The following is a 19,914-nucleotide window of genomic DNA, read 5'->3' on the forward strand; positions in this document are numbered from 1 at the left end:
GAATTTCCGGTCCGACATTGCAGTGGTGATCGGGGCCGACGAACTTCGGCGAGATCGGCATTCGAAGGGGTGGATCGTCGGCGCTAGGAGCCAGGCCTCGGCGTAGGGGCGGGGGCGGCTTTGCCAACGGACCCGCGAATATGCCTTCGCGATCGCTCCTGTGCGGTCGATACGCATCCCCACGTACGCGATATACCGCTAGTTCTGTACGCTCGCCTTTTCCTCCGACCGTGGTGCCCGAACGCCGGGCAAGCCGTTTTCCACTCGACCGACGGGCCGATCTCACTAGAAATGAAGGCCGATCCACGTCTGAACATAGTCGTGGTCGTCAGCATTGTTGTACGTCGACGACTTGAGGTCATGGCTGTAGGACAATCCGCCAAACAGCGTCTTTCCGTACTCCCAACCCAACGAGGGTCGAACTATCTTCCGGTCCTTTATGAGCTGGCCGTTCGGCGAGTACCCGGCGACGTCGTGCGCCCAGGCCAGCGCGGGCGTCAGATGCAGGGCTCCGAGTTCGTAGGCCAGCGTCGCGTTGAGGCGATAGCCAAATGCTGCAGGCGTGACGAATCCCTTGTTTACGCATCCTTCTGGGTTGCCGCCTCCGGGAATGGCAATCGCCGGGCACGAGGCGATGTCGCCGAATCCCTCCCTCGAAAATCCGTACTGGAAACCGCGACCATATCTCGCTGTGGAGAGCGGCGGGAGGCCAGGCAGCGTCTCCAATAGCGCCTCCCCCGAAACCCTCAGTAGCTTAGCCTTCAGTATTTGCGGAAAATCATGGGACGCCGTGACCATCAGGTTAAGGGACCGCAGCCGGTCGTATCCATTGCTGAAGCTGCCCGGCGGCATTCCGAGCACGCGAGGAACGAGCGGTCCGGCGCCGAAGATCTGCTCGATGACATCCGCCGTGTTCAGCTGGACCGGGAGGTTGTCGCTGAAGTCCATTTGCGCACCGACGGTGGTGCCGCCCTGCGTGAAAGTGAAGTTCGCTCCGAACGTGCGGATGTTGCCCGGATAATCGAACCGATAACCGGCGGTCTTGAGGAAGGAAGCCGTCCCCGCGTAGCCGGCCGGGGCCCCCGCTGCGAGGAAGATCGGATCAGGCTGCTGGAGGGCAGCGAGGTCGCCGGTGACGGCGGTGATGAACGGCAATCTGGACGCCAGGTTCAGGAAATAGATCCTGACGTCCAGTCCAGCGACGGGCTTAAAGGCTGCGGAAATCCCGAACTGCGAATGCACTCCGGTATATACGTCCCCTTTTCGCGGAAGCACGGCGCCAGCCGCGAGGCCAAAGGCGTCGTTGTCGTATCGTGCCGCGTCGGCGGGAAGTGCCGAAGCTGGTGTGGGAAAGAAGGTGTTCGCGGAGAGGCCGGAGCAACCAGCATCGAAACCCACGTCCAGAACGCCGAAGAACGTTCCGCATGCCGGAAGGTTGTCCACGCTTCGCTCAAACTGATAGAACCCTCCGACCGTCACGCCATCGACTGTCGCCGAGAGGTTCAGCATCCCGGTCGGGATAGCCACCTCGTCCCGAGCCACCACGCCCGGCATGCGCGCCGCGGACAGATCGATGGGGGTGATCGCAGCTTGGGCGTTAAAGCTTTTCGATATCGACCAATTGAGCACCGAACGCCCGACCTTGGCGTCGACGGAGGCGCTTGGCGAGATCTTCCATGTCCCTGCGGCGTATGCCTCCCACAACCGCACCCCGGCAAACCGATTGAGACGATTGAAACCGCGATCGCTCAGAGGAGCGTTGGCTCGGTACCCGTTCGGAATATTTCCCTGTGGAACCTCGCCGTAGAGCGTTTCGAAATCCGCCCAAGCTCGCGCGCTTGCCACGAGACGATAGTCGTGGTGGGTCATCGTCACTCTGCTGAAGGCCTGAACCGGCGCGGTGAAGACATCGCCTTTGCTGTAGTTCAGATTGCCGTCGTCGTTCACGTCGGTTCCGGTTCCTCCCTTCGGCCTTCCGCTGCTGTCGAAGGACTTTCCGATCAACCGGCGGTCGGCGTGCGTCGTGCGCACTCCGACGCGGCAGTCACCGTAGTATCTACGCTGACGTCCGCATCGAGCGAGGGGATTCTGAGATCCGTCTTGGCCGAGGCAAGACTGCTGCAGGAAATCAGCACAGTGATGCTCGCCGCGCGAAGAAGGCCGAGCCTGATCCATCTGTGCCGCCCGTAGCAAACGGGAAGGCGATTGGAGTTTCCAACGGTCATACTCATTCGTGTTTCATCCTCAATATGGTGTCGGCGAAGATCAGCGCGTGGCGATTGGTGCTGGTCATCACCCGTCTCCCAAATATGTGCGCCGTTGGCGCCCGCCGCTTTCGACCCGAGCGTCCCCCCCCTGGCCGATCAGGGCGGCTGGCACCTGTCCGGCGGGCGTCGTCACGTTCGGCCGCGAGCAGCTGGAAGACGGCAAGGTCGAGAACACCCGCTGCGACGATCCCGGCGGGGACCAGCGCGACGTCAGGCGCCGACCCGAATTTGTCGCCGTCTATGCCGTTCGTCTTCGCGGCTCCCTCAAACGCGCGGTCGAGCGGAAGACGTGCCGTGATAGGCGTTGTCAGCTGCTGACAGAACTTGACCTGCAGTTCGCCGCTGAAATATTGCCGCTCAAACTCCTTGTTCTCGCCGACATACGGCGAGATCATCTTCTTCACCTGAGGCGAGCGAAGCAGTTTCCCTAGCCCCTGCCCGTCGCTCCCGGCATTGTTGCTGGCGATGGTCAGGTCCTTGACGCCAGACGCCTCGATCCCGTCGATCAGTCGTTCTGGGATGCCGCAAAGGCCGAACCCACCAGCGCAGATCGTCATGCCGTCGAACAGAACACCGTCGAGCGCCGAGGCGACATTGTCGTACAATTTTCGCACTACGCGTTCTTACGAGTCGGTTGGGGCATCTCACTACCGAAGCAGCTGTGCGATCTCCGGCCCTGATCGAGCCCTCTGTCGGTCAAAGGCCGAATAGCTTTGCGGACTCGTATCGAGCCACGATGGAGAGACGTTATGTTTTGATTAGATCCTCCATGCCGACCGCCGGTGCGGACGAGGCGGCTTCGCCGGGAGGACGGAGTTCGCGTCGTGACGTCGATCGGCCATCTCCTTCTCGCGCTTCGATAGCGGTTGGAAGGCGCGACTATGGGCGCCCTCCAACCGGTAATTGACGAATTCAGAAGCGCACGCTCGTCGAGACGCCGTACGTGGCGGGCATTGCGGCGTAGCGAACGATGACATCCTGGGTCGCAAACTGATTGGTCCAGTAGTACTCGTTCGTGACGTTGCGTCCCCATACGGACAACGACCACCGGTCTCCGGGCCCGTTCACCCCAGCGCGGAGATCAAGCGTGGTGAAGTTGCGTATCCGAGAGCTCGCCGGATCTCCCAACGTGGAGTTGGTTCGCGTGTTGTGCAGCACGTTCCCGCCGAGGAAAGCGTTCAGCGTAGACGTCACGGGGAACTCGTACTGGACGTCGCCCAACACCTGCCACTTCGGCGAAAAGGGAAGCGCGGAGCCTCGATAGTCGCCGTTGACGCGGTCATTGTTGATGCCAGTGAACTCGATCACCTTCGAGTCCACGTAGGTACCCGCGCCCCGCAACGTCAGACCGCTCACCGGCCGGAGAGTCACGTCGATCTCTGCCCCGTTGATCCTCGACTTGGGCAGGTTAACGAGCTGCTCCAGCTGATTGAAGATCGGGTCGATCACTGCCCCGCGAATCTGCTTGTTCTTGTAGTCGTAGTGGAACGCGGCGACGTTCATCTGAACCTTCCGGTCGAACAGCGTCGCCTTTATGCCGGCTTCGTATGCCGTGACGGACTCCTGCGTCACGGGCTGGTACTGAGACGTCTGAGACGCGGGAATCGTCGGGAAGCTCCCGGACTTGTAGCCGCGGGACGCAAGTCCGTAGAACAGGAAGTCGCGCGTGGGCTGGTAGTTCGCTCCGAGGCGCCAGGAGAAGTTGTTCTCCTTCAACCGGCCCGGCGTGGGGACGCGGGACAGCAGGAACTGCGAGTCGAAGGCGACGCACGTAGACGCGTCGGGGGGCGTCTGCGCCACGCCGCTTATCTGCTGGGACAAGGCGTAGAAGGTCGCTGAGTGCCCCGGGTTGCCGCGAATGCATGAGGTCGAATCGTTCTTGCTGTCCGTGTAGCGTCCGCCAGCCAGCAGCGTGACCTTGTCGAAGATCTTGTACTCGACATTCGCGAAGCCCGCGAGATCGCGGATATCCTGCGTCAGGGTGGTCGTTGCCCCGTCCACGCCGATTCCCGGCAAGATCGCCGTATTCGTCGAGTCGTTGACGAGGAAGAGATCGCGCGTCGTGACCTTGTTCGTGGCCAGATTGCCGCCGATGACCCAATCCAGTCGAGACGTGTTGCCCGAGACGCGAAGCTCCTGGAAGAAACTCTTGACCTTGCCGTCCGACTGCACGCCTGCATTCTCGAGAACGGTGCCGTCCCTGTCGACGCCGTAGCTCTGGTCGAAGTCGGTATACGAAGTCAGCGACGTGACGGTCACGCTCGAACCAACTTCCCAGTCGGCGCGGAGCGACGTCTGGAGCATCCCGTCATTCCGGCTCAAGTCGCGGTTGGGGTCCCAGTCCGCGGCACGGGCCTTGTTCGGCGCGAGTGGATAGTTGCGGAAGGCGGCAACCCGCCGCTTGGTTTCGACCGGATCATAAAGGCCAGGCGCGCTTGCGTCCTGCTGCAGCTTAAGGCCGACCAACTGGGCGGCCTGAGTGTCGGAGTCGTTGTGCCATCCGTTCACGCTCGCCAGGAACGAAAGAGTGCTCGTAGGCTTCCATTCCAACTGCACACGACCGCGAACGATGTTCTGCCTGCCGAGCTTGTCGCCGCGGGTGTAGCTGGACTGCCATGGCCCCGATTGGGTAGTACCGCCAGCGACGCGGATGCCCAGATTCTCCGTGATCGGACCACTCACGAATGCTTCGGCGTCAAGGGTATCGAAGCGCCCGAACGACCCTTTGACGCCGGCCTCCATAGTGTCGGTGGGCTTTGCGGCGATGTAGTTGATGGCGCCGCCCGTGGAGTTCTGACCGAACAGGATGCCCTGCGGACCCTTTAGTACCTCCACGCGCTCGAGGTCGAGCGTCGCGCCCTGGGTGAAATTGCTGTAGGTCAGGGGCATCTGATCGACGTAAACGCTCACCGCAGGGCTGGCCCCGAGCGTGTAGTCGTTGAAACCGACGCCGCGGATCGTGAAGAGCGGAGTGCCGTCCTGACTCTTCTGGAACGTCAGACCGGGCGAGATCTTGACGAGATCGCCCGTGTCGCGGACGCCTAGGTTGGCCAGCTGGTCGCCATCCGCTGCGTTGATCGAGATGCCGATGGAGTTAAGCGTCTGGGACCGCTTCTGGGCGGTGACGATGATGTCTCCGATCTGCGACGCGTCCGCCGCTACCTGAACCGCTCGATCCGCAGTCGGAGGAACGCCGCTTTCCTGAGACGTCGTCGGCGTCTTCGCCGGCGCGTCGGCCGGCACGCCGGCTGACGGGGGACCCGCCACCTGGGCGAGGGCGGGAACGCCGAAAACCATCGACATACCGGAGATTCCGGCAAACAGATCAAGTCGAAACGAGCGCAGACCCTTAGGCATCATCCATTCTCCTGTCACGCGCTCTGAACGGCGCTTTGCCATGATGAAGTCGGGCTCGCTCCGCGTGAGGGCGAAACGGGCAATCAACTTAGGAGATAGTAATCAAGTTTCCTACTTCGGCAAGCCTTTGTTGGTGACCCTGTCTCACTCTGATCTCGGTTCGGCCCCTCGCACCTTGGGAGATCTCCGAAAACCGGTCAACGAGTGTACGGGGTTGCTGGGTCCGCCGGGGTCTTTGGCGACTATCCGCCGCGGTCGGCCCGCACAAACCCGACCTTCCGCAGCGAACGTGTGCCCCTGGCCGCATGACCCCATTCGCCACTTGCTGCCGACTAGCGATTGGAGCGCCAAGGCAGCTTCAGCGCGGAATGTAGGACCGACACTCCGAGCTGAAGCCGCCACGACGACGATCGCGGAGTGGATTAAAAGTGGAAGCGGATCTCCCCGCCGTATACGCGTCCGCGAGACAGCGGCGAGAACGTGGGAAGCGGCCGCGGTCCCAACGCGCCGTCGCCGCCGAAGGCGGGCGTGTCGGGGAGAACGGCGTCGTTGCCGTACATCGTCTCGTTCGTCAGGTTCTTGCCGTACACGGAGAAAGTGAGACTTCCGCCTTCAGGCGTGAAGGAGAGATTCGCATCGATAAGGTCGATGGGCCTGTAGAAACCCAGATTGTTGTCGGTATGGAACGCGCTGTCGCGGTGGTTATAGGCCAGGCGCGCGGATGCGACGCCGCCGGGCAAGGGCATGTCGAGCGTGGCGCTGGTTCCATAGGTCCACGGCGACTGACGAGGCAGCTTCAGCGCGAAGTCCAGAGCGTCGATGACCCCGTCTCCATTGAGATCCACGGACAGCGACTTGTACTTGCCGTCGGTGTAGCCGAACTGTCCGGAGAGGACGAGGTGCCGGAACGGCGTCAACAGGATTTCACCTTCGAATCCCTGCACCTGCGCCTTGCCGACGTTCTGTATGAGCTGTGCAATGCCGACGCCGACCACGGGGACCTGCACCTCGCGTTGAATGTCGTCGATGATGTTGCGGAAGACCGCGAGATTGACCGAGCCGACCCCTCGGATCTTCTGCTTCACGCCCACCTCGTAGGCGTTCTGGCTTTCCGAATCGAACGGACCCGGCGCCGCGCCCAGCAGTGTGTTGCGGAAATTATAGCCGCCGCTGCGAAACCCTTTCGCGTAAAATGCATAAGCTTGCGTAAGGCTGCCGGGCTTCCACTGAAGCCCGACTTTGGGCGAGAAGTCCCTCCAGCTCTTCCGGCTAAGGAAGTCGGGCGTGATTGTCCGGGCGACGTAGTCGGTCCCGGTCGCTCGGATGGTCGCGATCTCGACCTTCTTCCGCTCGTACGTAAAGCGACCGCCCAGATTGAGCGTCAGCGTGTCGGTGAAGTGCCAGTCGACAGCGCCGAACGCGCCGAGCGTATCAAACGTGCCCTCGCCGCCGCCCGCTCGGCGGACAGACCCGCCCGCCAGCGTCCGATCCTCGAGATACGTCAGATCCTGCGTAAAATAGTAGAGTCCGACCGTAGGTTCGAACCGTCCGAAGGTGCCGGCGTAGCGAAGCTCCTCGCTTAACTGGCGCTGCTTGGTATAGGTGCCGATGTCGAACTGCGTGGTGCCGACGCCGTCGAGGTCGGACAGAGTATCCCCTACGAACCTTCTCCATGCCGCGATGTTGGTGATCTCCCCGTCGCCGAAGCCGACGCCGACGTTCGTCTCCAGCGTCGCTTGATTCCACCGGTTGTCGTAAAATCCGCGCGTGTTTACGAGGAAGTCGTGTGACGATCGGGAAAAGACCGCGTGGTTCTGCGAGGCCGGACCATCGCCCTCGGCCTGTCCGTGTTCCAGACGCAGGAGGAACTCGACCGATGGGGACGGCGTGAAGCGCAGGCTCGGCCGTACGATAAACTGCCGATCCTTGCCGAACGACGAGCCGTCATACAGATTCCTGAACCAGCCGTCGTCATAGGTGTAGTAGGCGGCGAGCTTGGCGGTGAGCTTGCCGGCCACCAGCGGTCCCGAGATCGATGCGTCGGCCACCATCCTCGGTCCAGACTCGGTGCCGATCCGCCCGCGCACCTCCAAGGTGTCGGTGGGCTTGCGGGTCCTGACGAGGACAGCGCCCCCCGTGACGTTGCGGCCGAACAACACGCCCTGCGGTCCGCGCAGCACCTCGATCGCCTCCAGGTCGAAGTTGTCGAACAGCTGACCGGCGTTGATGCCTTGATAGACTCCGTCGACGAACAGACCGACAGTCGGGTCGATCGAGGGGATCGAACTATTGACGCCGATCCCACGGATAGAGAAGTTCGCATAGCCCTTGGACGTTCCGTTGTCGTCCAGTGCGACGTTGGGGATCGTAAAACCCAGGCTACCGATGTCCCGAACGTTGAGCGCCTGCAACTGCGCGCCGCCGAAGGCGGTCACGGCTAGCGGAACGTTCTGCACGTCCTCCGCGCGCTTCGTGGCCGTCACGACGATGTCGTCGGCCTGCAGCGCCGCCGCCGCGCCCTCCGGCTGCGACGCTGCCTGCGGATCGGCGGCGTGGCGGTCTGGCGCCGCCTGCGCGCCTGCAGCGGCAGCTTGGAAGCAGAGGGGAATGATCGACGCCGCTACAACGAGCGACCGAGCGTGACGGCAAGCCATGGTTCTTCTCTCCCAGATGTGCCGCTTCTTAGTAAGTCGGCTACATCAACGATGGTCGTGGAGAGGAACCAACTTGTCAAGCAGTGTACGTTCTGCGATGTTTGGAACCGACAGACCGAACGGTCGTGGCGAGAGGAGAGAAAATGGCTGACCTAACTTGGGACATCGACCGGTCGCATCCCGGCTGGCTGAATCTCCCGGGATCCGTGTCGCCTGCTCGCGGAGTCATCGAGGGCCTCGCGGACATCGAGGCAATCGAGGCCCTCGATCCCGCCGACGTCATGCCCGCCGCCACGGCCTACGACTGTCTAGCGCTCACCGCACGGGCAACGCCGGACAAGCCGGCGATAATCGCGTTGTCGGAGAGCGGCGGCTCGATTTCCTCGACGATCACCTACGGGGACTACCTGCGCGACGCGACCGCTGCGGCCAACCTCTTCCGCAGCATCGCCGGAGAAGGCCCGAGCGTCGTGGCGCTGATGCTGCCGATCGTGCCGGAGGCACTGATCGCGGCCTGGGGAGCGACTGCGGCGGGGGTCGCGATGCCGATCAATCCCCATCTCGAACCGGCCCTCGTCGCGTCGATCTTGAAGACCGTCAACGCAACGGTGCTCGTCACGACGCGCGCCTTCGGCGCGAGCGCCGCCGATCGCCTTGAAGACATCGTGACCCAGGTTCCCTCGCTTCGTCGGATCCTCTTGGTCGGCGACGACGCGCGCGGTGGCGCGCAAGAATTCGCAGCGGCACTTCGCGAACACGACGGCGACGCGCTCGGGTTCGAGCCCAGCCGCGACCCCTCCGCGCTCGCCATGTACCTTCCGACCGGAGGCACGACCGCGGCTCCCAAGCTCGCGCGCCTGAAGCATCGCGGCATGGTCATGGCAGGGTGGATCGGCGGCGCGTTCATGGGCGCGCGGGAGGACGAAGTCATCGGCCTCGGCATGCCGCTGTTCCACGTCGGCGGAATGCTGATGCTGGGGCTGCGGTCGGTCGTCTTGGGACAGACCGTGCTGCTGCTCAGCCCCACCGGCTTCCGCGATCGCGGCATCGTCGCCAACTTTTGGGACATCGCCCGTCGCTTCCGCATGACGTCGGTGATGGCGACGCCCACAACCGCCGCGACAATCTACGCGTCTCCCGAAGATCACGACGGCCATTCGATCCGGACCTTCACGTGCGGTGGCAGCACGGTCCCGCTAGAACTCGGCAATGCGTTCCGGGCGCGCTTCGGCATCGATCTGCGCGAGGTCTGGGGCGCGACCGAATTCCACGGCTTCCTCGGCTGCCAGCCCAACGGCCCGCCGCCTTTGACGGGATCGGTCGGCCTGCGCACCCCGTGGCACGACGTTAAGGCAGTCGAACTTGACGAAGACAACCGGTTCGTGCGCGAAATGCCGCCGGGCGAGCAGGGGATAATCGTCGGCGCCGGTCCGTGCCTCGCGGACGGCTATGCGGACCGGAAGTTCGACGCTGGGTTCTTCGTGAAGGACGGTCCCGACGGCCGCATCTGGGGCTCGTCTGGTGATCTCGGACGCGTCAACGCCGAGGGGTACATCTGGATCGACGGCCGAGCCAAGGACGTGATCATCCGTGGCGGTCACAACATCGATCCGACCATGATCGAGGAGGCACTGAACAGTGCGCCAGGAGTCCTGCTGGCGGCCGCAGTCGGCTACCCCGACGCCAGCAAGGGCGAGCTGCCGGTAGCCTATGTGCAGCTGCGGCCGGACGCCGTACACGCGGCCGAGGAGCTGCTGGAGCATTGCCGGGCCCGCATACCGGAGCGCGCTGCCTGTCCCGTGGCGATCTTCCTGGTGGAGGTGATGCCTCTCACCGCAGTCAGCAAGATATTCAAGCCCGCGCTCCGTGAGATGGCGATCATCCACGCAGCGACGAACGCGGCGATTGTCGCCACCGGGATCGCGCCGATCGATGTGACGATCGTGAAGGACGGTGGAAGACCGCACGTCCGCGTCACGCTTCACTCGTCCGCATCGGCCGGGATGGTGCGCGCGGCTCTCTCAGGTTTCGGGTTCGCAAGCACGATTCACGTTTCCGACCAGGTCGGGGTGTGACGGCCACTCGCCATCACGCATTCTGCCGCCTCTGCCTCAACGGATGCGCGCTGCTGGTCGACGTCGAGGACAACCTCGCGGTCAAGATCGGCGGCGACAAGGACAATCCCGTCTACCGAGGGTTCACCTGCGTCAAAGGGCGTGAGCAGGGTCGCCTGCTCGCGGACGAACGCCGTCTTCGCCACAGTCTGAAACGCCAGCCGGACGGCTCCTTTCGCGCCATCCCGGTCGAAGATGCGATCGGTGAGATCGCGGAGCGACTGATGGAAATCGCTCGGCGTCATGGGCGGGCGGCGATCGCGGGCTATCTGGGCACCTACTTCGCTGCGTCCGCGGCGACGATGCCGTTCTTCGGGGGGTTCATGAGCGCGATCGGGTCACCGATGGCATTCAGCCCTGGCACGATCGACAAGCCGGGCAAAAAAATAGCCTTGGCGCTACACGGAGGATGGGCCGCCCCCGCGGTCGGATTTGACGATCCGGAAGTTATCCTGCTGCTCGGTTCGAACCCGCTGATCACCTTTACAGGCTTTCCCTACGGCAATCCCGGCAAGTGGCTCAACGAACGGCTTGCAGCTGGAACGCGGCTGATCGTGGTCGATCCGCGCCGCAGCGACGTGGCCCGCCGCGCCCATGTCCATTTGCAGGCGCGTCCTGGCGAGGACGCCGTCATCGTCGCTGCAATGATCCAGGTGATCCTCGCGGAAGGACTCCACGACCAGGCGTTCGTGGCGGAGCACGCGCGCGGGATCGATACTCTTGCCGCCGCCGTAGCGCCGTTCGCACCTGAGGCGATCGCCGCGCGGGCCGGGGTCGACGCGGACGACCTCAAGGCCGCAGCGCGGCTTCTTGGGAGCACGCGGCGCGGCTACGTCAACGCTGGCACCGGCCCCAATATGTCGGGTCGAGGCACACTCGTCGAATACCTTCTCCTCTGCCTGACGACCCTATGCGGTCACTGGCTTCGGGAGGGAGACTTCGTCCGGAACCCCGGAGCTCTCGCCGCCACGCTGCGCCCCCGCGCCCAAGTCCTCCCGCGGAAGCCCGCTTACGGTTTCGGAACCGACATGGGCGTCCGCGGACTTTCGAACACCGCAGCGGGAATGCCTACCGCGGCGCTGCCGGATCGGATACTGGCGGCGGGATCGGATCGGGTGCGCGCGATGATCAGCTGCGCCGGCAATCCGGTCGGCGCGTGGCCCGACCAGCCGAAGACCATCCGGGCGATGGAACGCCTCGAACTTCTCGTGCAGATCGATCCATGGATGTCCGCGACCTCCCGGCTTGCGGACTACGTGATCGCGCCACGGATCTGGCTCGAAGTCCCCGGAACGTCGCAGGTGCTCGATTGGCTTACGCGAAACGGCACAGGATACGGACAGGCAGATCCCTATGCCCAGTACGCTCCCGCTATCCTCGCCCCCCCACCCGGTTCCGATCTCATCGAGGAATGGCAATTCTTCTACGAGCTGACTCGCTCTATGGGTCTGGCGATGACGATTTCCCCGGACCTTGGGCCCGACATGATGCCAATCGAAGTCGACATGACGATCCGGCCCACGACCGACGAGGTGCTCGCGCTGCTTTGCCGCAATGCCCGGGTGCCCCTCGATACAGTTAAGGAGTTCCCCGGGGGAGCTCTCTTTCCAGGTGATCCGGTCCACGTTGCGCCTGGGGAATCGGACGAGAAGTTCGACCTCGAACGACCTGAAATGATGCGCGATCTTGCGGCGGAACAGGACCGTGCCACACTCACGGCGCGAAAATTTCGCCTGCTGTGCCGACGCATGATGCACGTTTACAACAGCTCGTTCGTCGGCGCCCTGCCGCCATCGTCGCGACCAAACAATCCCGTGTTCGTATCGCCGAGCGACCTGTCGGTACTGGGACTGGCCGACGGCGACCCGGTGTACGTCGTTTCGGATGCGGGCCGCGTCCCGGCCACCGTGATGACGGACGAGACGCTGCGTCCAGGTGCCGCATCGATGAGCTTCGGTTTCGGCGGACTGCCGCACGACGATCTCCGCTTCCGCTCAATCGGTAGCAACCCTTCCCGGCTCATTCGCAACGACGACGTCTACGACGCGTATTCGGGTCAACCGCTGATGTCCGATGTTCCGGTCGACATCGTGCCGTTCACCGACGGATAAGTGCCACGCGAAGGTATTCGCCACGTGCAGGCTACGAATCGAGGCACCGCTCGAGATTTGCGGTCGCGTCGGCCGCATCGGCGTGCTTGATTCGCGCGAATCGGCGCGCACTATTTGCCGTGCCGGCGGGGCGCCCACGCCACGACAGCACCACTTCGCCGCAGCGGCCCTAAAAAGGTCCCGAGCAAAGATTGTACACCAGTGAACTGAATGCTAGGACGCGAACGTAGGATCGAATGCCCAGCGCCAAGCTGGCGTCGAGAACGGCGGCAAAACCGGCGGCGGAGAGATGAATGACAAAGCAGTGCATCGTTGCCAGGCGATTTTCGCCCCTTCCTGCCAGACGAGGTCGCCTGCTATGACGACGGCGGTGAAAACGCTTCGGGAAAGTGGCGTCGTCATTACCGGTGGCTCGTCGGGCGTGGGCCTGGCGTCGGCGATCTCGTTGGCACGAGAGGCCGTGCGCGGGATCGTTCTGATCGGAAGGACGCAAGAACGGGGTGACGAAGCGGTAAGACTAGTCCGCGGAGCCGCGCCGGAGTGCGAAGTCACGTTCGTCGTCGCCGACGCCGGCACGCTGAAGGGAGCGGAGTACGCGGTGCAGCAGGCACGCGTGATCTTGGGCGATATCGACGTGCTGATCAACTCGACTGCCTCCAGCTACGTGCCGGATCTGCTCGTTCGGACGGATCCGGCGGACATCGAGCCCATCCTGCTGCGCCAGGTGCTGCCTCCAATGCTTATGACGCGGCTCGTTCTACCAATAATGCGCGAGTCCGGAACGGGTTCGATCATCAACATCGCCTCGGATGCCGCCAAGACCGCGACGCCCGGAGAAACCGTTGTGGGCGCGGCGATGGCGGCTATCGTCATGTTCTCCCGGACGGCTGCGATGGAGGCGAAGCGCGACGGCATCCGCGTGAACGTCCTCACACCCTCGCTGATAGAGGGGACGCCTACCGCCGAACTGGTGACCCGGGGCGGCTTTAGCGCGAAGCTCTTCGAGAAGGCGGCGGCGATGGCGCATCTGGGTGTCGCCGATCCCACCGATCTGGCCAACCTGATCGTCTTCCTCGCGGGTCCCGGGTCGCGGCGGCTCACGGGCCAGGCGATCAGCGTGAATGGCGGCATCTCTGCTGCGTGAACCGCCGATAAGAATCAGAAAACATACGAGGAGAGCGACGATGGCCGACTTGGAACTCAGGCTGCCCGATCCGCATATGGTGATTGGCGGCACGCGCGCCGGAGCCCGATCCGGGCAGACCATCAAGGTAGAGGATCCGGCGACCGGCGAGACGCTGACCGAGGTTCCCGGCGGCGACGCGGCCGACGTCGATGCCGCGGTCCGCGCCGCACGCGCTGCGTTCGAAGCGAAAAGCTGGGCTCGGATGCGGCCGCTCGACCGCGGCAGACTGCTTGAATCGATCGCACGCGCGATAGAGGAAAATGCTTCGGAGTTGGCTCTGCTGGAAAGCTTCGACAACGGCAAGGCCTATGCGCACGCGCTGGCGTTCGATATCCCTGCGGCGGCGGACACCTTTCGCTACTACGCCGGCGCCTGCGCTCGGCTCGAGGGCAAGGTCAACGCGATTTCGGCCGACGGCAAGCAGTATCACAGCTACACGCGCCGCGAGCCGCTCGGCGTGGTCGGCGCAATCGTACCGTGGAACTTTCCACTGGTCATGGCAGCGATGAAAATCGCGCCGGCGCTCGCTGCGGGATGCACCATGGTGCTCAAGCCGTCGGAGGTTACGCCGCTGACGGCGCTGCGTCTTGCCGAACTCGCGCTGGCAGCGGGCCTGCCGGAGGGCGTGCTGAACGTCGTCACGGGCTACGGGGACGTCGTGGGCCAAGCGATGGTCGAGCATCGTGGCATCAACAAGATCGCCTTCACGGGCTCGACCCGCGTCGGCAAGCACATCCTGCGGACCGCCGCGGATCAGGTGAAGCCGGTCACGCTCGAGCTCGGCGGCAAATCGCCCAGCCTGATCTTCGCCGACGCCGACCTCGACGCCGCAGGCCTCGGCGCGGCGCTTGCGATCTTCTTCAATTCCGGTCAGGTATGCGTAGCCGCCTCGCGACTGTTCATCGAGGAATCCGTGTTCGATCGCGTCGTCGAAGCAGTGTCCTCCGCCGCGAAAAGCTTTCAGATCGGACATGGGCGCGATCCCGGCACCATGCTCGGGCCACTCGTGTCGGCCGCGCAGCGCGACCGCGTCATGAGCTACATCAACAAGGGAGTCGCCGAAGGCGGCGAAGTCGTGACCGGCGGCAAGCGCCACGGCGACAGCGGATACTTCGTCGAGCCCACAGTGTTCGTGAACACGAAGCCCGACGCGACGATCGTACGTGAGGAGATCTTCGGCCCCGTCGTCGTCGCGACGCCGTTCCGCGACATCGATCAGGTCGTCGCCCAGGCCAACGACACGCCCTATGGCCTCGCAGCGAACATCTGGACGCGCGATCTTTCACGCGCTCACCTTACCGCAGCGCGCCTTCAGGCGGGAACCGTCTGGGTCAACTGCCATGCGATGATAGATCCGGCAGCGCCGTTCGGCGGATTCAAGGAGTCCGGTCTCGGCCGCGAGATGTCGGACGAGGGGCTGCACGCCTACACCGAGACCAAGACGGTCACCGCGCTGCTGGGAGATTGACATGACGGAGCTTCGGAACGCGCAGGCGGCGGTCGTCCGCGAAAAGGGCGGGCGGTTCGAGATAGAGGACGTCGAGGTGACTCTCTCGAAGCCTGACGATGTGCTGGTGCGGATCGTGGCGGTGGGCATCTGCCACACCGATGCGATCGTGCGCGATCAATACTATCCCTTCCCTCTTCCGGGCGTTCTCGGTCACGAGGGCTCGGGGATCGTCGAGCAGGTCGGCGCAAACGTCGCCGAAGTTGCGCCCGGCGATCACGTCGTGCTGACCTACATGAGCTGCGGCGTCTGCAAGACGTGCCGCAAGGGCGAGCCGACCTATTGCCAGAATTTTTTCGGATTGAATGTCGGCGGCGCACGTGCGGACGGCAGCACGGGCACGTGCGATCACGCCGGCCATGCACTGCATGACCACTTCTTCGGCCAATCCTCGTTCGGTACCTACGCGCTTGCCGACCGGCGCAACGTCGTCAAGGTCGATAAGGATGCGCCCCTCGAATTGCTCGGGCCGCTGGGATGCGGGATCCAGACCGGCGCAGGCGCGATCCTCAATGCGCTCGACGTCGGCGCAGGCGACAGCGTCGCGATATTCGGGGTCGGCGCGGTCGGGCTAAGCGCAGTGATGGCCGCGCGCGTTGCGGGAGCGACGATCATCGTCGCGATCGACCCGACGGATTCGCGGCGCGAACTGGCGATGGAGCTCGGCGCCACCCATGCGATCGACCCGACGGCCGAAGATCCCGTAGCCCGCGTGCAGGAAATCACCGGCGGCGGCGCCGAATACACTTTGGAGACAAGCGGCCGGCCGGAGGTGCTGCGTCAATCGATCGACGCGTTGGCGATCCGCGGCACCTGCGGAATCGTCGGCGCGCCGCCGCTCGGGACTGATGCGAGCTTCGACGTGAACATGCTGATGATACCCGGCCGCACGATCCGCGGCATCTGCGAAGGCGACAGCATCGCGCACGTCTTCATCCCGCAGCTGATAGAACTGCATCGGCAAGGCCGTTTCCCGTTCGACCGCCTGGTCCGCTTCTATCCTTTCGCTGAAATCAACGAGGCCATGGATGACGCACTGGCCGGTCGCACGATCAAGCCGATCCTGCGCCTGCCCTGATCCGTCGCCTTTCAATCTTGCTCAAACGACCAGGAGCTGTCCATGATCACCGCCGCCGATGTAGACTATCATCATCCAGAGGACGCCGACCACACCTATGCGGAAACCAACTGGTTCTGCTTCAACATCCCCGAAGAGCGGTTGCTTGCAATCATCTACACGGTGTCTCGTAAAGGGGTGCCAGCAATTTCGTGCGACGTGGCGATCTATGGAGCTCTTGTAGACAACCGCGCGGAAAGCCTGTATTTTGACTCGCAGCAGATGCTGCCTGCACCGGAGAAGCTGTCGAAATACACGCTGGCGAGCGGGCTCAGCGTAGAGGCAGTTAATCCGCCGCGCGACTATCGCATCGACTATGTTGGCTATGATGACACTGAGATCCACCTCGACTTCAAGGGTCTGATGGAGCCATTCGACATCCATGACCCTGAACACAGCCCGAAGGCCGCCAAGACCGTCGTCGACCAGCACGCTGGGGCGGGAATGGGTTCGGGCTATGGGGGTCATTTCGACCTGACGGGGCACTATACCGGCACGCTCAAGCTGCGGGGGAAAGAGTACAAGGTCGATTGCATCGAAACGATGGACCACAGCTGGGGCTCGCGGCCTGAGATCCACGTCCCATCGATGGGCTGGTCCCACGCGCACTGGGGTCCCGATTTTGCGATCAAATGGATCAACAAATGGGATCCCGAGGCCCCGCTCGACATAGCGCAGACGCTTGCGCACGGCTACGTCATGGAGGACGGCGTCGCCTACGGCCTGACCGACGCCAAGTATCTCACGACCCGCATGGGCGCGACGATCACGTCGATGGAGGTGGAGGTCACCGACAAGCGCGGAAAGTTCTTCCGCTTCGTCGGCACCGCCCAGGCCGGTGGTCCTTGGATCTGCTACATGAGCGCCCTCGTTGGGGCGTCGCTGATGCGATGGCAGCTCGACGACGGCCGCGTCGGGCATGGTCTCGCTTCCGAAATCCGGTCCATGCAGACCATGACGCGGATGTACGGTCGCCGCTGGAACGAGCCGTCGGCACACCTCACCGCATAGGCTTCATCAGAGAGCAGGGGCTCCGTCAGAGAGCCGGGAGAGGAATGAAGTATGACCGCTCACAAAGACAAGCCTTCTCCCGAATGGATCGGGCAGATGCGACGCAAATTTGTCACGGAACGCAGCGTAGACGCCGCGATGACAAGCAAGCTCGAGCGCAGGTCAGGCGCGGCCTTCGTGCCACTGACTCTAAACGCGATCGTCGCCGGACTGAAGCGTCTGATCGAAGGATCCGGTGCGTCGGACGTTGCTATCAGCGAAGCTCGCTGGTTGTCGGGCGGCGCTTCGAAGCTGCAGGTCGCCTTTTCGCTGGCTCGCGACGGCTTGCCGATCGAACGGATGGTCCTCCGAATGGAACCGGCGGAATCGCTTCACGAGACCAGCCGATTGCGCGAATTCCAGATGGTTCGTGCATTGCAGACGACCATGCCAATCCCACCGGTCTATTGGGTCGATCAGGAGGCTCGGTACCTGCCCTATCCCGGCTTGGTATACGGCTTCGCGCACGGCGTCACGAAGTCGAGCGACGCGCCTTCGGGGGTATCGGGTCTAGGCACTCGGATGCCGGAAGCCATTCGTGGTCGATTGGGCGGGCAGTTCGTGCGAGACTTGGCAAAGCTCCACACCTTCGATTTCCGCACTGCCGAATTGCCAGACTTCGACATCCCAAAGCCCGGAACGGAAAGTGCGCAATGGGCCGTTTCGTGGTGGGACCGCGTATGGGAAGAGGATTCGGACGAGCAGCTGCCGCTCGTCTCGCTCACTTCGGCCTGGCTGCATCGCAACGCTCCGTCCGTCGATCATCTTTCGGTGATTCACGGGGATGCTCGCGTGGGCAATTTCCTCTTCGATGAGAAGACGCTCGACATCACTGCCTGGCTGGACTGGGAACTGACGCGGATCGGCGATCGACATCAGGATCTGGCGTGGAGCACCAGTCGCGCCTTCGGCAGCTTCGCGGAGGACGGCAAGACCTTCCTCGTATCCGGTCTCATGCCGGAGGAGGATTTCTTCGAGGCCTACGAGCAGGCGTCCGGCTTGGCCGTCAATCGACGTTCGCTACACTACTATCAGGTCTTCAACGCCTACTCGATGGTCGCCATGACGCTCGGCACAAGCTACCGCGTCGCGCGGAACGGGAAGTCGCACCAGGACATCCTGCTCACGTGGCTGCTCGGCGTCGGCTACATGGTGCTCGACGACATCCGTACGCTTCTCGCAAAGGAACTGTAAGATGCAACTGCGTCCCGACATCCAGATCCCTAGCATGATGAAGGCGATGGTCGAGGTGATCACGCCCGCCATCGACCCTACCAACGAGCTCGCGATGCAGCAGGCGCAGCTGATGGTGGGACATCTCGCACTGATGATGCAGAACATGCCGCTGCAATACCGGGCCGACCGAGACGAACTTGACCGCCTCGTCGCCTATGCCCGCGACATCCGGGGAATGGGAGAAGGGGACGAAGCGCTCGACGCCGCGATCAACAGCGCGGCAGATGTGCTCGATCGCGGCCGAGCCGCACCCGACGAGCTCGTGGGCGCCATCCACGGCCTGACCGCAGCATTGGACGAGCCTATCCGATCTTTGGCGGACAACGACGACGCAAAGGGCCAAGAGGCCTTGATGCGCGCGACCTTGGACATGTCGGAGGTGCAACTGCTGCACGCGCGCTCCAGCCTACTGATGCAGGGATGGGAGCCGGAACCCGGCCTCGTGCCCGCAATCGAAACGCTACTGGCTCCCATCACCGTGAGGCCCGCCGATGAGCGATAGCACCGAGCACGCCGCACCAGGCCGACGCCTGCCGCTCGATGGTGCCGTCAACTTCCGTGACATCGGCGGCTATCGCGCTCGGGACGGTCGCGTGGTGCGATCGCACCGCGTTTTCAGATCCGATTCTTTAGCCGAGCTGACATCAGGCGATCTCGCCAGGATCGGCGCGCTGGAGCTCTCGACCATCTGCGACCTTCGGCACGAAACAGAACGATCAGCCAAACCCAACCGGTTCCCAGCATCCGCCGAACCTACGACGCGAGCCATCGGCTTCCTTGCGCACCGAGCCTACGAGATGGTCGCTGCGGCCCACGGCGCCGATGCCGACCCGGAAGTCCTCCGCGAAGATATCCGAGAAGCGTATCGTCACTTCGTCCGCGAGCAGGCGGACACGTACCGCACCATGTTCGAACTGCTGCTCGATGCCGACAACCTGCCTATGCTCGTACACTGCACCAGCGGGAAGGACCGGACCGGCGTCGCAATCGCACTAATCTTGATGGCCTTGGACGTTCCTGAAGAGACGATCATGGAGGACTACATGCTGAGCAACATCTATCGCCGCGACCTAGCCTACATGGGCGAAGGATCAATCAGGCCGGAGATGCTGTCAGTGATGATGGAGGTTGATCCCGGTTTCCTGGCGGCGGCATGGAGCGCAATCGACGACGACTGGGCCTCTCGCGACGACTTTATGACCCAGCGCCTAGGTCTCACTGCAGAACGCCGACTGGCTCTCCGCTCGATGTTGCTCATAGCGCCGAATGAAAGCCCAGAGCCGCTCTAGGACGACGCTCCGGAGACTCCACCAGC

The 19,914-nt window shown here is 63.4% G+C and carries 13 protein-coding genes; 9 read left to right on the plus strand and 4 right to left on the minus strand.

Annotation, left to right across the window (positions count from 1 at the left end; all coding sequences use genetic code 11):
* Positions 1-285: 285 nt before the first annotated feature.
* The 4 genes from AC1MLZ_RS19635 to AC1MLZ_RS19650 form a co-directional block, all read right to left on the minus strand.
* Positions 286-2,175: a DUF1302 domain-containing protein gene (locus tag AC1MLZ_RS19635; protein ID WP_480961677.1), complete on the minus strand. Its 1,890-nt coding sequence runs from the start codon at positions 2,173-2,175 to the stop codon at positions 286-288.
* A 52-nt stretch (positions 2,176-2,227) separates the two neighbouring features.
* Complete coding sequence (locus AC1MLZ_RS19640; protein ID WP_480961678.1) at positions 2,228-2,881, minus strand: CoA transferase subunit A; 654 nt, start codon at positions 2,879-2,881, stop codon at positions 2,228-2,230.
* Between the two features lie 298 nt (positions 2,882-3,179).
* Positions 3,180-5,711, minus strand: a complete 2,532-nt coding sequence (locus tag AC1MLZ_RS19645) for a TonB-dependent receptor (RefSeq protein WP_480961679.1) — start codon at positions 5,709-5,711, stop codon at positions 3,180-3,182.
* A gap of 335 nt (positions 5,712-6,046) precedes the next feature.
* Positions 6,047-8,278 carry a TonB-dependent receptor gene (locus tag AC1MLZ_RS19650; protein WP_480961680.1) on the minus strand — a complete coding sequence of 744 codons (2,232 nt, stop codon included), beginning with the start codon at positions 8,276-8,278 and terminating at the stop codon, positions 6,047-6,049.
* Positions 8,279-8,421: 143 nt separating this feature from the next.
* On the opposite strand from AC1MLZ_RS19650, the gene AC1MLZ_RS19655 reads away from it, so the two are divergent.
* The 9 genes from AC1MLZ_RS19655 (at position 8,422) to AC1MLZ_RS19695 (ending at position 19,888) form a co-directional block, all read left to right on the plus strand.
* On the plus strand, positions 8,422-10,353 hold the full coding sequence (locus AC1MLZ_RS19655; protein ID WP_480961681.1) for an AMP-binding protein: 1,932 nt from the start codon (positions 8,422-8,424) through the stop codon (positions 10,351-10,353).
* Complete coding sequence (locus tag AC1MLZ_RS19660) at positions 10,350-12,503, plus strand: molybdopterin-containing oxidoreductase family protein (protein WP_480961682.1); 2,154 nt, start codon at positions 10,350-10,352, stop codon at positions 12,501-12,503. Before AC1MLZ_RS19655 ends, AC1MLZ_RS19660 begins: the two co-directional genes overlap by 4 nt.
* 358 nt (positions 12,504-12,861) lie before the next feature.
* Complete coding sequence (locus tag AC1MLZ_RS19665; protein ID WP_480961683.1) at positions 12,862-13,647, plus strand: SDR family NAD(P)-dependent oxidoreductase; 786 nt, start codon at positions 12,862-12,864, stop codon at positions 13,645-13,647.
* A gap of 40 nt (positions 13,648-13,687) precedes the next feature.
* Positions 13,688-15,157, plus strand: a complete 1,470-nt coding sequence (locus AC1MLZ_RS19670) for an aldehyde dehydrogenase family protein (protein WP_480961684.1) — start codon at positions 13,688-13,690, stop codon at positions 15,155-15,157.
* A 1-nt stretch (position 15,158) separates the two neighbouring features.
* The gene (locus tag AC1MLZ_RS19675; RefSeq protein ID WP_480961685.1) at positions 15,159-16,274 is read left to right on the plus strand and encodes an NAD(P)-dependent alcohol dehydrogenase; all 1,116 of its coding nucleotides are present in this window, start codon (positions 15,159-15,161) and stop codon (positions 16,272-16,274) included.
* A 42-nt stretch (positions 16,275-16,316) separates the two neighbouring features.
* A complete protein-coding gene (locus tag AC1MLZ_RS19680; RefSeq protein ID WP_480961686.1) occupies positions 16,317-17,324 on the plus strand; it encodes a DUF7064 domain-containing protein in 1,008 nt (335 codons plus the stop codon).
* Between the two features lie 138 nt (positions 17,325-17,462).
* Positions 17,463-18,557, plus strand: a complete 1,095-nt coding sequence (locus tag AC1MLZ_RS19685; RefSeq protein WP_480961687.1) for a phosphotransferase family protein — start codon at positions 17,463-17,465, stop codon at positions 18,555-18,557.
* Between the two features lies 1 nt (position 18,558).
* A complete protein-coding gene (locus AC1MLZ_RS19690) occupies positions 18,559-19,101 on the plus strand; it encodes a hypothetical protein (RefSeq protein WP_480961688.1) in 543 nt (180 codons plus the stop codon).
* Positions 19,091-19,888 carry a tyrosine-protein phosphatase gene (locus AC1MLZ_RS19695; RefSeq protein ID WP_480961689.1) on the plus strand — a complete coding sequence of 266 codons (798 nt, stop codon included), beginning with the start codon at positions 19,091-19,093 and terminating at the stop codon, positions 19,886-19,888. Before AC1MLZ_RS19690 ends, AC1MLZ_RS19695 begins: the two co-directional genes overlap by 11 nt.
* Positions 19,889-19,914: the final 26 nt, after the last annotated feature.

Source organism: Sphingomonas sp. PEI4, from assembly GCF_056679955.1.